This is a genomic window from Acidovorax sp. SUPP950, from assembly GCF_030158935.1.
GTDB lineage: Bacteria > Pseudomonadota > Gammaproteobacteria > Burkholderiales > Burkholderiaceae_C > Paracidovorax.
On the sequence record NZ_BQXE01000005.1, the window covers coordinates 185122 to 199518 of the forward strand.

Annotated in this window: 9 protein-coding genes; 5 read left to right on the forward strand and 4 right to left on the reverse strand. The window is 67.1% G+C overall.

What is annotated here, in order from left to right; all coding sequences use genetic code 11:
* Positions 1-99: 99 nt before the first annotated feature.
* The 4 genes from AVME950_RS19440 to AVME950_RS19455 all read right to left on the reverse strand — a co-directional run bounded on the left by AVME950_RS19440 (position 100) and on the right by AVME950_RS19455 (position 4384).
* The gene (locus AVME950_RS19440; RefSeq protein WP_502869429.1) at positions 100-1101 is read right to left on the reverse strand and encodes an alpha/beta hydrolase family protein; all 1002 of its coding nucleotides are present in this window, start codon (positions 1099-1101) and stop codon (positions 100-102) included.
* A 132-nt stretch (positions 1102-1233) separates the two neighbouring features.
* Positions 1234-2025, reverse strand: a complete 792-nt coding sequence (locus AVME950_RS19445; protein ID WP_284431059.1) for a fumarylacetoacetate hydrolase family protein — start codon at positions 2023-2025, stop codon at positions 1234-1236.
* A gap of 67 nt (positions 2026-2092) precedes the next feature.
* A complete protein-coding gene (locus AVME950_RS19450; protein WP_284431060.1) occupies positions 2093-3064 on the reverse strand; it encodes a helix-turn-helix transcriptional regulator in 972 nt (323 codons plus the stop codon).
* A 33-nt stretch (positions 3065-3097) separates the two neighbouring features.
* Positions 3098-4384 carry a cyclic di-GMP phosphodiesterase gene (locus tag AVME950_RS19455; RefSeq protein ID WP_284431061.1) on the reverse strand — a complete coding sequence of 429 codons (1287 nt, stop codon included), beginning with the start codon at positions 4382-4384 and terminating at the stop codon, positions 3098-3100.
* A gap of 124 nt (positions 4385-4508) precedes the next feature.
* Here AVME950_RS19455 and recG point away from each other — a divergent pair, with 124 nt between their 5' ends.
* The 5 genes from recG (at position 4509) to AVME950_RS19480 (ending at position 14274) form a co-directional block, all read left to right on the forward strand.
* Positions 4509-6713: an ATP-dependent DNA helicase RecG gene (gene recG, locus AVME950_RS19460; RefSeq protein WP_284431062.1), complete on the forward strand. Its 2205-nt coding sequence runs from the start codon at positions 4509-4511 to the stop codon at positions 6711-6713.
* Between the two features lie 123 nt (positions 6714-6836).
* Positions 6837-11564: an RHS repeat-associated core domain-containing protein gene (locus AVME950_RS19465; protein ID WP_284431063.1), complete on the forward strand. Its 4728-nt coding sequence runs from the start codon at positions 6837-6839 to the stop codon at positions 11562-11564.
* Positions 11561-11812 carry a hypothetical protein gene (locus tag AVME950_RS19470; protein ID WP_284431064.1) on the forward strand — a complete coding sequence of 84 codons (252 nt, stop codon included), beginning with the start codon at positions 11561-11563 and terminating at the stop codon, positions 11810-11812. Before AVME950_RS19465 ends, AVME950_RS19470 begins: the two co-directional genes overlap by 4 nt.
* A 372-nt stretch (positions 11813-12184) precedes the next feature.
* On the forward strand, positions 12185-13885 hold the full coding sequence (locus tag AVME950_RS19475) for an RHS repeat-associated core domain-containing protein (RefSeq protein WP_284431065.1): 1701 nt from the start codon (positions 12185-12187) through the stop codon (positions 13883-13885).
* An 11-nt stretch (positions 13886-13896) separates the two neighbouring features.
* Entirely contained in the window at positions 13897-14274 is a 378-nt protein-coding gene (locus tag AVME950_RS19480) for a hypothetical protein (RefSeq protein ID WP_284431066.1), read from the forward strand.
* Positions 14275-14397 lie beyond the last annotated feature (123 nt).

Consider the following 14397-nt stretch of genomic DNA (forward strand, 5'->3'; position numbering starts at 1 on the left):
AGGGCCGGACGGGCCCGTTCCAAGGAAAGAACGACCAAAAACAGCGGGCGATTGTCCCATGGGCCCCTGGGGCGGTGCTGGGCGCGGCTGCGCCTGCCCCTAGCGTGCCGAAGGACCGCTGGCTCCGGCCGGCGCCAACTGCTGGCGCAGGAACGCGATCACCTCGCGGTGGAACGCTGCATGGAAGGCGATGCGGTCGAAGCCGGGCGCATCGCGGCAAAGGGCGGGCAGCCGCTCGGCCAGGGCGGCGGAGCAGGGCGCGAGGAACGCGAAATGCCCCGCCTGGGGCACCCCATGCCATTCGGGGGCGGCCGGCAGCGCGCGGCGCAGGGCCTCGACACTGCCGGGCGTGACGCCATCGCCGCCCAGCGCGGAGGCCCACAGCTGCACGGGGGCCTTCACGGCCTGCAGTGTCTCGGGGGTGAAGAAGTTCAGTGGGTCGGCGATCACCGCGGCGCGGATGCGCGGGTCCGGCGCGGGCATCGCGGGCCAGGAGCGGTTGCGGATCTCGGTGCACAGCGGGATGGGCGAGCCGGCCGGGCACAGCTCGGGGCGCTGGGTGAAGTCCGGCACCGCGCCCAGGGCCACGAGCCCCGTGGTGCCGCCGCGCGAGAACCCGAAGAAGCCGATGCGCCCGGGGGCCAGCTCCGCGTGGCCGGGCCAGGTGCCCAGCAGGTAGTCGGTGAGCCGCCGCATGTCGGCCGGCCGCGTGGCGAAGGCGGAAAGCTGGCCCTGGCGGCTCAGGTCCTGCGCGTTGTCGCCCGGGTGGCTGATGGCCGCGACGGCAAAGCCCGCATCGGCCAGCGCCGCGGCCGTGTCGTGGTGGCTGAAGGCGGTGCCGCCCGAGCCATGCGAGACGATGACCAGCGGCAGCGGTGCACCCTGCACGGGGCAGTCGCGCACCGCCTCCAGGGTGAGCGGGCCGATGCCGACGGGCCCCGGCGGCGTGGCGCAGGGCGTCCAGATCGCGCCGCGCAATGCCGGGCCCTGGGCATCGGCGGGCACCTCGATCATGCGCAGGCCCGCCGCCTGGTTCAGCCCGGCGGCCAGGGCCAGCAGCGGCAGGACCAGCCAGCGGGACCGGAAGGCGGCATGCGCCATGAGGGCAACGACGGCGCGTGCCGCGCACCCACGGCGGTGCTCAGGAGCGGAAGGAGAGGTCATGGCGGGGCAGTGTGCCACCGCCACGCCGGCCGGCCTGCCAACGCCTTTTCGGCGCCGCTGCGGCCCGGTTCAGACCACGCGCAGCGAGAGGTCCGGCAGGCCGTCGATGTGCGCCACCATGAGGTCCCCGCGCACCACGGCGCCCACGTTTTCTGGAGTGCCGCTGTAGATCAGGTCGCCGGCCTTGAGCTCGAACGCCTGCGACAGGTTGCTGATCTGCTCGGCCACGCTCCAGATCATCTGCGCCAGGTCGGCGCTCTGCTTGACCGTGCCGTTCACCGACAGCGTGATGGCGCCCTTGGGAAAGTGGCCGGTCTGGGCCGTGCGGTGGATCGGGCCGATGGGGGCCGACAGGTCGAAGCTCTTGCCGATCTCCCAGGGCTTCTTCTGGTCCTTCATGTCGCTTTGCAGGTCGCGGCGCGTCATGTCCAGGCCCACGGCATAGCCGTACACGTGCTGCAGCGCCTGCTCCGGCGCGATGTTGCGCCCGCCGCTTTGCAGGGCGGCCACCAGCTCCACCTCGTAGTGGTAGTTGCGGGTGAGGGCGGGGTAGGGGTGGTCCACCGTGGTGCCCGGCGGCACGAACTGCACCGCGTCGTTGGGCTTTTGGAAGAAGAACGGCGGCTCGCGCGTGGGGTCGGACCCCATCTCGCGCGCATGGGCCGCGTAGTTGCGGCCGATGCAGTAGATGCGGTGCACCGGAAAGACTTCGCGGTTGCCGGCGATGGGCACGGCCGGCACGCTCAACGAAAACGGCGTGGGCTGGGACGGGGTGGCGGTCACGCTGGCGCAGCCTGCGGCCAGGGCGCCGCCCAGGGTGGCGGAAGAGGTCATCAAAAGGTCTCGGCGGTTCAGGTCCATGAAAGCGTCTCCGTTGTTTTGGTCAACGGAAAGCTTAAGGTCCGCCGCCGCGGCGCACCCGGACGATTCAGCGCAAGACTTGGACGGAACCGGGCACCGCCACGGCCGTGCCCTGCAGCTCGCGCAGCCGCTGCGCGCGCCAGGCGCTGGGGCTCAGGCCGTGCCACTGCCGAAAGCGCCGGGCGAAATACGCTTCGTCGGCAAAGCCGCAGCGCCGCGCGATCTCGCCGATGCGCTCGCCCGTGGCCAGCAGCAGTTCCTGCGCCAGGGCCAGCCGGCGTTCGGTCAGCAACTCGGTGAAGGTCTTGCCGGTTTCCTTCTTGATGAGGTGGGCCAGGTAGTTGGGCGACAGGCAGGCGGCCTCGGCCGCGTCGGCCAGCGTGGGGTCACCGGCCAGTTCGCCGCGCAGGTAGCGCAGCAGCCGGGCCATGGCCGCGCGGCGGCTGCCGCGCTGCGCCTGGGCCGCGGCCAGCGCGCGCAACTCGCCTTCCCAGCGCTGGCAGGTCAGCGCCAGCAGCTGCAGCAGGCCACCGCGGATGCACGCCAGCGAGGCCAGGCGCCGCGCCGCGTTCTCGCGCTGCAGGGTGTCCAGCAGCGCCTGCACGGCCTCGAAGCCGCGTTCGTCGAAGGTGAAGTTCAGGTGCTCCTGGAACTGGAACGGCGCCAGCTCCGGCGCCAGGGCGAGCGGCACGTCTTCCAGGTCGAGCGGGTCCACGGCCAGGCCGGGCCACAGGAAGCGCTGGCTGAAATTCACCACCAGCCATCGCGTGCCCGGCGGGTGCGGCACGAAGTGCATGCGGTGCGGTAGCACGAAGCTCAGGGTGCGCGCGGTGAACGGCCGGGCCACGCCGCCGATGTGGTGCTGCGTGTGGCCTTCCAGGTTCACCTGGATCTGGAAATACTCGTGCTTGTGGGGCTGCGTGAGCGGCGTGCGGCCGCTCTGGTCGCGGATGTCGAAATCGAGGTGGCTGGAGCGCTCCACCATCGCATAGGTGCGCACGGCACCCGCGGGATCGTTGCTGGCGCGCGGCGGGGGCATGCGGGCGGCCGGTGGCGCGTCAGGGCCGGGGCGTCAGCGCGGCACCGACGGCATGCCGGTCCACAGCTCGTTCAGGTCCGGAAAGCGCCATTTGTCCGGGTCTTCGCGGGCCACGATCTTCTCCGGGCAGCCGGGCTGGGCCAGGTCGATGATCTCGGGCGGAATGCGCAGGTCGGACTTGGTGGAGAAGAACACCTTCACGCGCGGCGACACCAGCGAGGCGGCCTGCTCCATCACCACGCCGATGCGCCCCGAGGTCAGCCGCACGAGCGAGCCCACGGGGTAGATGCCGATGCTCTTCACGAAGGCCTGGAACAGGCGGGGGTCGAAGTGCCCGTTGGTCCACTCGGCCATGCGCCGCAGCGATTCGGCCGGGTCCCAGCCGCGCTTGTAGGGCCGGTCGGAGGTGACGGCGTCGTACACGTCGCAGATCGAGGCCATGCGCGCGGTCAGGCTGATCTGCTCGGCCGGCAGGCGGTGCGGGTAGCCCGAGCCGTCCATCTTCTCGTGGTGGTGCAGGCAGGCGTCCAGCACCTCGTCCTCCACACCGCCCCCGCATTCCAGCAGCATGCGGTAGCCGTGCTCGGAATGGCTGCGCACGATGTCGAATTCCTCGTCGGTGAGCTTGCCGGGCTTGTTCAGCACCGCCAGCGGGATGGCCGCCTTGCCGATGTCGTGCATCAGTCCGGCCAGGCCGGAGGTGCGGATGCGCGCGGCGTCCAGGCCGATCTGGCGCCCCAGGGCCACCATCAGCGCGCACACCGCCACCGAATGCATGTAGGTGTAGTCGTCCGCCGTCTTCAGCCGCGCCAGGCTGATGAGCGCCGAGGGGTGGCGGGTGATCGAATCGGAGATTTCCTGCACCAGGCTGCGCGCGTCGCTGGAATCCACCGCGCGGCCCATGCGGGCTTCGTGGAACATCGAGGACACGGCCTGGCGGGCATGGTGGCAGATCGACGCCGCATGGCCCAGCTCCTCGGCCATGCTGGTCGGTGCCAGCGAGCGCACGCGCTGGGACGGGGCGGGCGGCGGGGCGGGCGCAATCTTCAGATCCGGCATCTCCTGCAGCTGGCTGAAGTCGGTATCGAGGCGGGCCTCGGCCTCTTCGGGCGAGGTGGTGGCCACATCGGAGGCCACGTCCAGCCCCTTGGAAACGTCGATCCAGACCTCGGCGATGGTGGTGCCGTGGATGCGTGCCAGGTCCGCCGGGTCCTGGAGCACGAAGCCGGTGCGCCAGAACGGGTGGTCCATCCAGGAGCCACAGAACTGGTGCAGGTACATGCCCAGGGCAAGATGTTGGACGCTGATTCGCTTGAGCATGGGACCAGTGGGTAACGCGGGTGCGTCCGCAAAAAACGCCGAACGACGGCGCTGGCATGTTAGCCTTTTCTGCCCATGCCGGTTTCCTCTTGTTGCGCATTGTTTGCGCCCGCTTCCCCTTCCCATGACCGACCGTAGCGCCGCCGCCACTGCCGCCGCCGGTTCCGCGGGCGCGCCCGGGCGTGCGGGGCCCCCCAGCCCCTCCGGGGCCCGGCCCGCCCCCAGCCCTGCCCAGAAGGCCCTGCAGAAGCTGGGGCTGGTGCGCGACATCGACCTGGCCCTGCACCTGCCCCTGCGCTACGAGGACGAAACCCGCATCACCCCCCTGCGCAGCGCCCGGGACGGCGACACCGTGCAGATCGAGGCCACCGTCGTCTCCAGCGAGGTGCAGCTGCGCCCCCGCCGCCAACTGCTGGTGCAGGTGGACGACGGCACCGGCACGTGCGAACTGCGGTTCTTCAGCTTCTACCCCTCCCACCAGAAGACCCTGGCCGTGGGCGCGCGCCTGCGCATCCGGGGCGAGGTCAAGGGCGGCTTCTGGGGCCGGCAGATGCTGCACCCGGCCTTTCGCACGGCCAGCGGCGACCTGCCGGCCGCGCTCACCCCGGTCTACCCGACCGTCGCGCAACTGCCCCAGGCCTACCTGCGCCGCGCCATCGTGAGCGCCCTGCAGCGCGTGGAGCTGTCCGAGACGCTGCCGCCCGGCGTGGAGCCGCCGGTGGGCCGCGTGCATGGCCAAAACGGCCTGGCGCCGGGGTGGAATCTGCGGCAGGCGCTCACTTTTTTGCACCACCCGGCGCCGGACGTGGCCATCGCCACCCTGGAGGACCACAGCCACCCCGCCTGGCAGCGGCTCAAGGCCGAGGAACTGCTGGCCCAGCAGCTGTCCCAGCAGCAGTCCAAGCGCGAACGGGCCCGGCTGCGCGCGCCGGTGCTGCAGGCACCGCCGCCCGGCGACGGCGGCCTGACGCTGGCCGAACAGCTGCTGGCCGTGCTGCCCTTCGGCCTCACGGGCGCCCAGCGCCGCGTGGGCGAGGAAATCGCCCGCGACCTGGGCCGCTCCGTGCCCATGCACCGCCTGCTGCAGGGCGACGTGGGCTCGGGCAAGACCGTGGTGGCGGCCCTGGCCGCTGCCGTGTGCATCGACGCGGGCTGGCAGTGCGCGCTGATGGCCCCCACCGAAATCCTGGCCGAGCAGCACTTCGCCAAGCTCGTCGGCTGGCTGGAGCCCCTGCTGGCCGCGCGTGGCCAGCGCGTGGCCTGGCTGGTCGGCGGGCAAAAGAAAAAAGAGCGCGCCGCCATGCTGGCCCTGGTGGAAAGCGGCGAGGCCGCGCTGGTGGTCGGCACCCATGCCGTGATCCAGGAGCAGGTGCGCTTTCGGTGCCTGGCCCTGGCCGTGATCGACGAGCAGCACCGGTTCGGCGTGGCGCAGCGCCTGGCGCTGCGGCAAAAGCTCGAAGGGCAGGGCATGGAGCCCCACATGCTCATGATGAGCGCCACGCCCATCCCGCGCACCCTGGCCATGAGCTACTACGCCGACCTGGACGTCTCCACCATCGACGAGCTGCCTCCCGGGCGCACCCCCATCGTCACCAAGCTCATCGCGGACAGCCGCAAGGACGAGGTCATCGAGCGCATCGCCGCCCAGGTCGCCTCGGGCCGGCAGGTGTACTGGGTGTGCCCGCTGATCGAGGAAAGCGAGGCGCTGGACCTGTCCAACGCCACCGCCACCCATGCCGAGCTGAGCGAGGCCCTGCAGGGCGGCATCGCGGCAGGCCAGGCGCCCGTGCAGGTGGGCCTGCTGCACTCGCGCATGCCCAGCGCCGAGAAGAAGGCCGTCATGGCGCTCTTCACCAGCGGCGCCATGGGCGTGCTGGTCAGCACCACCGTGATCGAGGTGGGCGTGGACGTGCCCAATGCCTCGCTCATGGTCATCGAGCACTCCGAGCGGTTCGGCCTGTCGCAGCTGCACCAGTTGCGCGGGCGCGTGGGGCGGGGCGCGGCCGCCTCGGCCTGCGTGCTGCTGTATTCCACCAACGACAGCGGCCGGCTGGGCGAGACCGCCCGCGAACGCCTCAAGGCCATGGCCGAGACCAACGACGGCTTCGAGATCGCCCGGCGCGACCTGGACATCCGCGGCCCGGGCGAATTCCTGGGCGCCCGCCAGTCCGGCGCGCCGCTGCTGCGCTTTGCCGACCTGGCCACCGACACCCTGCTGCTGGAGTGGGCGAGGGAGCTGGCGCCGCACATGCTCGACCGGTTTCCCGCCCTGGCCGAGCGGCATGTGATGCGGTGGCTGGGCGGAAAATCGGATTATCTGAAGGCGTGAAGACAAAAGGCCTGGCGCATTTTCAGTGCAGGTCGCGGGTAATGTAACTCCCTGTATCTCGATGTTCGGGTTTCTGCGCAGTCGATAAAATGCGTAACTCAAGATCAAATGGGAGAGGGATTCATGAGGGTTGTATGGGCCGCCTGCATCGCATTGCAGGCCATGGGTTATTGGGGCGTGGCAGAGGCAGGGGGGATCGACAGAAGCAAGCCGTTTGGGTATGGCATCGAGTCCACGGGAGGGCCCGACATGCGCTACACGGTGCTGTCCGGCACGGTGGCAGGCGTGTGCGGTGCATTGCCCGATGGGCCGCATCGGTTCTGCGCGCAGTCCATCTGGGGGCGCAACCGGTGCCAGCTCATGCCTTCGCTGGGCGCCCCGTGCGAGGGCGAAGATGGATTGGGCGACAGCATCGCGCCCATCTGCAACCGGCCCCAGAACGAGCACCCCGAATACCTCTACAACCCGGCGGGCTGGACCCAAAGCCGCGGCAAATACGATTACGCCACCGACCAGTTCTCCTGTGTCTGCCGGAATGCGGAACGCGGGGATGTCCGCGACTCGGAAATCAGCGGCTGGTGCGGCCCCAAGCAATTGATCGACCCCGATCCGCCACCACCGCCCCCACCGCCACCCCCACCGCCGCCACCTCCTCCCCCACCCCCGCCGCCCCCGCCGCCGCCGCCACCCCCAGTGCCGCCGCCCGGCGACGGCTACCGGAGTGTCTCCGTGTTCCCTGGCGGGCAGGACGGCATGTGCGTGGGCGACCCCGTCATTCCCGCCACCGGGGAGAATTTCCAGGAGATCGTGGACCACCAGGACCCGTGGGGCGGCAGCCTGGACTTCGTGCGCATCTACCGCAGCCACTGGGCGCTGGACTCCGCCCGCGCCAGCCGGGGCTTCGGCCGCCAGTGGGGGCACAACCACGCCATCAGCCTGCGGGTGTCCGAGGGCGTTGCGACCGTCATCTTCGGCAACGGCGAGGAGCGGGGCTTTCAGCGCGCGGGCGCCCAGCAGGACTGGGTGGGCGACCAGCGCAGCGACACGCTGGCCCAGGCCGATGGCCTGTGGCGCTTTCGGAACGCCAGCGACGACTCCGTGCTCACCTTCGACAGCGCGGGCAAGCTCCTGAGCCGCAGGGCGCGCAACGGCTGGGTCACCACCTACGGGTACACCTACGGGCGCCTGACCACCATCACCAACGCCTTCGGCAAGACCCTCACCCTCGTCTGGGGCGATCGGCTGATCGAACAGATCATCACGCCGGACTACCAAACCACCACCTACCGGTACAGCTACCAGGACGGCGTGGGCGACCGGCTGGTGTCGTCCCGCCTGCAGGACCAGTACCAGAAGACCTACCTGTACGAAGACACCGGCAACCCGTTCCTGCTGACCGCCATCGTCGATGAGAACGGCAGCCGTTTCGCCCAGTTCAGCTACGACGCGCTGGGCCGCACGCTCAAGGCCGCGCATGCAGGCGACGCCCTGGCGCACCAGTTCGACTACACCGACATCGCCTCGGGCCAGGTCGGCGTGAAAGACCCGCTCGGCCAGATCCGCCGGTACGGCTATACCGTGCAGAACAAGGCGCTGGCCGTCACCAGTGCCTCGTCGGCGCCGGGGCTGGCCTACCGCCCGGTCAACCGCCGGGTGCAGAACGCCGCCGGCCTCGTCACGGCGGAGGTGGACTTCGCTGGCCGCCAGACCACCTACGAATGGGACAACGACCGCCAGCTGCCCCTGCTGGCCACCCACGCCCAGGGCACCGCGCAGGAGCGCCGGGTCGCCACGCAGTGGCACCCCACCTACCGCCTGCCGGTCAAGGTCACCGATGGCCACCGCGTCACCGAATACACCTACGACGCGGACGGCAACGTCCTCACCGAGCGGGTGTACGACGCCAGCCTGCCCGACGGCGCAGCCCGTGCCGCCGTCCGCCGATGGGAATACCAGGGCGGCCTGGTCACCGCCGAAATCGATGCCCTGGGCGTGCGGCGCACATACACCTACCACAGCGACATGCCGCTATTGTTCGAATCCACCGACCCGTTCGGGCGGCGCACCAGCCACAGCTACAGCGATGGCCGCCTGGTGGGCAAGCTCCTGCCCAACGGCCTGGAAATCCAGTACGCCTATGGCAACAACCCCTGGAACCTGCTCGGCAACGTCTCGGTCCTCGGGATGCAATGGACCCACCAGTACAACGCCATCGGCAAGCGGTCCCGCACGACGCAGCCGGACGGCTACCAGATCGACTACGCCTACGACAGCGCGCACCGGCTGGCCTCGTGGAAGGACAACCGGGGCGCCTCGGGCAGCTATGGGTACGACCTGTTCAACAACGTCATCCTGCAGGAAGTCAAAGACGCCGCGGGCCAGACCGTGTGGCGCCAGGAGCGGGGCATCAACGCCGCCAACCAGCTGGAAACCGTCAAGGCCGGCAGCCAGGTGGACCGCTACGCCTACGGCCCCAACGGCGAGCGCATCACCGCCGAGAACGCCCTGGGCCAGCGCTACCGGTACGCCACCGACCCCCTGGGCCGCGTCGCGGAAATCACCGACCCCCTGGGCAAGGTCGCCTCGCTGTCCTACGACGGGCTGGGCGCCGTGCAGGGCGCCAAGGACTTCGCGGGCGTGGCCACCACGTATGCCAACGACATCCGGGGCAACGCCACGCGGGAGACCTCGGCCGACAGCGGCGCGGCCAACGTGCAATACGACGCACTGGGGCGCCCCACGCAGGTGAGCGATGCGCTGGGCCGCACCACCGGGCTCACGCGGGACGCGGCGGGGCGCCTGACGCGCATCCTCTTCAAGGACGGCAAGCAGAGCGTGTGGCGGTACGACCTCACCGGCGCCAGCTACAACGCCCCCGGCACGCCGCAGGCCAGCATCGGGTCCTTGAGCGAGATCCAGGACGCGGGCGTCACCACGCGCTGGCAGCGCGACCCGCTGGGCCGGGTCACCGCCCGCACCCAGGTGCTGGCCAACGGCGACAGCCGCACCCTGGCCCAGGCCTATGTGCCGGCGGGGCCGGACGGCGCCCGCAATGGCGGAGCCGGGCAGATCGCCACCCTCACCTACGCGAGCGGCAAGAAGCTGCAGTACCAGTACGACACCACGGGCCAGCTCACCGGGCTGCAATGGAACGGCCAGCCGCTGCTCACCGCCATCACCTGGAACCCGCTGGGCCAGCCCACCGGCTGGAAGTGGCCGGCCTTCGGCCTGGCCGAGCAGCGCAGCTACACCCTGGCGGGCCAGTTGGCCGCCAGCCGGCTGCTGCCGCAACTGGCCTGGGACAGCGCCGGGCGCCTGGCCCAGGTGCAGCAGCGGCACGCCTTGCGCGGTGCCACGGGGGCGCAGCAGGCCGTGATCACCAGCGCCAACACCTACGACGCCACGGGCCGGCTCACCGCCAGCGCCCACAGCGCGCCGGCCGGCCTCACGCTACCCACGGGCAGCGCGCTGAGCGACACCCTGGGCGCCAACACCAGCGGCTACGCGTGGGACGCCAACGGCAACCGTAGCCAGAGCCACTACAGCAGCACCACGGCGGCGGGCACGGCCACGCTCAAGCGCAACTACGTCGCCGTCAGCGGCAGCAACCGGCTGCAGAACTACACGCAGACGTTCCAGCCCGCCAGCGGCAGCGCGCAAACCAGCACCGTGGCCTACAGCCATGACGCCACCGGCTCGCTCACCAAAAAAGGCGACAACTACCTGCACTACGGCAGCGACGGCCGCATCGCCAAGGCCGGCCTGAACGCCGATCCGGCGAACACCCTGGCCGTGAGCTACACGTACAACGCCCTGGGCCAGCGCGTGTTCAAGAGCGATGCGCGGCTGTCGGGGGCGAACAACCCGGCCATCACCCAGCAGACGGTCTACGCCGAAGACGGCATCGGCAGCACCGTGCTGGGCCAGTACGGCAACCGCAGGAGCAGCAACAGCGCCGCGCCGGCCGGCGAGATGGACAGCACGGAGGTCATCTACCTGCCCACGGCCAGCGGGCCGATGCCGGTGGCGGCGCAGATCAATGGGCGGCTGTACGCCATTGACGCGGACCACCTGAACACGCCGAGGCGCATGACGAACACGCAGGGCCAGGTGGTGTGGCAATGGCTCATCACGGGATTCGGAGAGGCGAACCCGACGACCGGGGCGACAGGCTATGCGCAGAGTGGGCAGGGCAGCGCCAACTATTCAGAGGCGGTGAAGTTTGACCTGCGGTATCCGGGGCAGGTGTTCGATGAGGAGACGGGACTGGCGTACAACCTGAACCGGTACTACGACCGGGAGGGAGGGCGGTACATCCAGGCCGATCCGATCGGGCTGAATGGGGGGTGGAACCGCTACCTCTATGCAGGTGGCACGCCAACGAATCTCGTCGATCCTTCTGGATTGGCGAGCGTGATGCCGGGTGGAGGGTATGGAGACTCTCCGTTGCTGGACAACGGGTCAAGTTGCTCGCCGATGTTTCAGCAGCCACGGGTGGATGATGGGGGGTGTATTTCCAGCAGAGGTGGGACGAATATTTGTATTGGCCCTGGGGTTATCAAGGGAGTACTGCCGGGCGCCGCCGCAAAGATTGACCCAGTCGTAATTCGAGAAATCGAACAGATTGTGAGATCAGGAGGCTCGGCATTTCCGCTTGAAGCGGGCGCTCAACTTCGAGCGGTTGCTGAATCTTTTGCTGGAAAAATACGTAATGCGGGGACACCCGCGCAGGCCGCTCATATTAGAGACGTTGGTTTAGGCGCTATTGATCGACTTGATAGATTTGACGCTCTGACGCCGGCTGCTAGACAGCAATTACGAGAAATTATTAATGGAGCATTCAGGCCATGACCGAATCAAATGATCCAATTGCAAATTTGGCATTTACCGAATTAATAATAACTTGTCAAGCGGATGGATGCTTGAATCTATTTCAAAAAAGTTTGGATGAGCCCGCAACTGATCCTGTGGAAAAGTGGTCTGTAAAGATGGCTGGCTTGGCTCGTGATGCAGGCTGGGGCTCTGACGCTATGGGAAAAGTCTTGTGTCCAGTTCATGCGAATCCGGCAAAAATAGTTGACGATTCGGGTCGAAAGTAATTCGTTGTAGGTGCGATTCGGTCAGTGGCAAAAAATGCCGCTGAACAGAAACCAAAGAAGGATTAGGTCGCAGAATTATGCAGGGCTTGATTAATGGTCTTGAAAATTCAGAAAGCGTTTCGGCACAAATGGAGGTTATGAACTGCATGGATGATGGGAGATGACTTTCGCAGCCTCAACACTTTTGGCCGAAAGGAAATTCTGATGGATTCGGAGTCAACGCAACCCCTTGAACCCATGCCCTTCCCTTCGCAGGCAATTTCGCTCAAGCCCTCTTGTTTTGCTATTTATTTAATAGCATCATTGACATGATTCACTAAGGCATGAGGCCTGTTTGACCTCGTATCAGGCCCACATCAAACGGGAGGATTCATGAGGGTCGTCTGGGCCGTCTTCATCGCATTGCAGGCCCTGGGCAATGTGGCCTCGCTGTCCTACGAAGTCCTGGGCACCGTGCAGGGCGCCCAGGACTTCGCCGGCGTGGCCACCACGTATGCCAACGACGTCCGGGGCAACGTCACGCGGGAGAGCTCGGCCGGACCCGCGCCCGGCCTGACCGAGCAGCGCAGCTACACCCTGGCGGGCCAGTTGTCCGCCAGCCGGCTGCTGCCGCAACTGACCTGGGACAGCGCCGGGCGCCTGGCCCAGGTGCAGCAGCGGCACGCCCTGCGCGGCGCCACGGGGGCGCAGCAGGCCGTGATCACCAGCGCCAACACCTACGACGCCACGGGCCGGCTCACCGCCAGCGCCCACAGCGCGCCGGCCGGCCTCACGCTACCCACGGGCAGCGCGCTGAGCGACACCCTGGGCGCCAACACCAGCGGCTACGCGTGGGACGCCAACGGCAACCGAAGCCAGAGCCACTACAGCAGCACCACGGCGGCGGGCACGGCCACGCTCAAGCGCAATTACGTCGCCGTCAGCGGCAGCAACCGGCTGCAGAACTACACGCAGACGTTCCAGCCCGCCAGCGGCAGTGCGCAAACCAGCACCGTGGCCTACAGCCACGACGCCACCGGCTCGCTCACCAAAAAAGGCGACAACTACCTGCACTACGGCAGCGACGGCCGCATCGCCAAGGCCGGCCTGAACGCCGATCCGGCGAACACCCTGGCCGTGAGCTACACGTACAACGCCCTGGGCCAGCGCGTGTTCAAGAGCGATGCGCGGCTGTCGGGGGCGAACAACCCGGCCATCACCCAGCAGACGGTCTACGCCGAAGACGGCATCGGCAGCACCGTGCTGGGCCAGTACGGCAACCGCAGGAGCAGCAACAGCGCCGCGCCGGCCGGCGAGATGGACAGCACGGAGGTCATCTACCTGCCCACGGCCAGCGGGCCGATGCCGGCGGCGGCGCAGATCAATGGGCGGCTGTATGCCATCGATGCGGACCACCTGAACACGCCACGGCGCCTGACCAACACGCAGGGCCAGGTGGTGTGGCAATGGCTCATCACGGGGTTTGGAGAGGCCAACCCGACAACGGGGGCGACAGGCTATGCGCAGAGCGGGCAGGGGAGCGCCAACTATGCGGAAGCCATCAAATTCGACCTGCGGTATCCGGGGCAGGTGTGGGATGAAGAGACGGGACTGGCGTACAACCTGAACCGGTATTACGACCGGGAGGGAGGGCGGTACATCCAGGCGGATCCGATTGGGCTGGAGGGGGGGTGGAACCGGTTCTTGTATGTGGGAGGAAATCCGGCCTCCTATACCGACCCGACAGGCGAGTTCGCAATCGCCATTCCGTTCATTCCAGCGATCATCACTGGGACAGATATTGCTATCGGAACGGGTTTAGGTGCGTTGAGCTATGGGTTGGATCGCATGTTTGCGAAACCAGGTAATGAATCCCGTCCATCTGATGCACCAGCTGGTACAAAACCTATTGACCAAACCGGCCTCGGGCGTGGCGACATCCATGATATTAAAGAGGGGGCGGGTGCTGGAGCACGCGACTGGACTGGAATAGCGCCGAATGGCGACGTGACTACCAGTGGGCGAAATGGGCGGGCGACTAACCATGGCCCTGCTGATCAATTTACAAATCGTCCAACTGGACTCTGTCGTTAAGGATTAAAGCGATGACAACCCATATGAGTCTCCAGATGAGACATGAATTTCAAGATCTTTCGAAATTAGGGGAGGCTTTGGAGTTTCCAGTCGCAAGACTTTGGAAGTCTGGCGATAAATGTAGATCTCCTAATGGTGATTTGCTTGGAGGGTGTTACGAAGAGTCTTATTTGGCGCTAAAAATTAAACCCCCTTCAAAGAGCATTCCAGAGGCTATTGAATTAATACGGATCGCTTTTGCCAAGATTCCTGTTGAGCTGCTGCCAATTATTAATGATCCGACTTTGAGAAAAATACTTTATTGCACGATTGAATCAGGAGGGGAGGAGCTAAGGCTTCCTGAGATAAAAGTTCTTTTTGATTTGGGGATTGAGCTTGGTTTTGATTGAAGTCTGAAAATGAGAGATTGAATTTCTCAAAATCTTCAGATTGGATTTTTTGGTGTCGTAATTGGTTGGTTAATTTCGAGGACTCTTGAAGCTCTTAATTCTCGATTGATGGACTTGAAAAAC

Excerpts from the sequence above, each read along its gene's own strand:
- AVME950_RS19475 (WP_284431065.1), top strand. The coding sequence starts at position 12,185 with ATGAGGGTCGTCTGGGCCGTCTTCATCGCATTGCAGGCCCTGGGCAAT.
- AVME950_RS19465 (WP_284431063.1), top strand. The coding sequence starts at position 6,837 with ATGAGGGTTGTATGGGCCGCCTGCATCGCATTGCAGGCCATGGGTTAT.
- AVME950_RS19440 (WP_502869429.1), bottom strand. The coding sequence starts at position 1,101 with ATGGCGCATGCCGCCTTCCGGTCCCGCTGGCTGGTCCTGCCGCTGCTG.
- AVME950_RS19450 (WP_284431060.1), bottom strand. The coding sequence starts at position 3,064 with ATGCCCCCGCCGCGCGCCAGCAACGATCCCGCGGGTGCCGTGCGCACC.
- AVME950_RS19455 (WP_284431061.1), bottom strand. The coding sequence starts at position 4,384 with ATGCTCAAGCGAATCAGCGTCCAACATCTTGCCCTGGGCATGTACCTG.
- AVME950_RS19470 (WP_284431064.1), top strand. The coding sequence starts at position 11,561 with ATGACCGAATCAAATGATCCAATTGCAAATTTGGCATTTACCGAATTA.
- AVME950_RS19445 (WP_284431059.1), bottom strand. The coding sequence starts at position 2,025 with ATGGACCTGAACCGCCGAGACCTTTTGATGACCTCTTCCGCCACCCTG.
- recG (WP_284431062.1), top strand. The coding sequence starts at position 4,509 with ATGACCGACCGTAGCGCCGCCGCCACTGCCGCCGCCGGTTCCGCGGGC.
- AVME950_RS19480 (WP_284431066.1), top strand. The coding sequence starts at position 13,897 with ATGACAACCCATATGAGTCTCCAGATGAGACATGAATTTCAAGATCTT.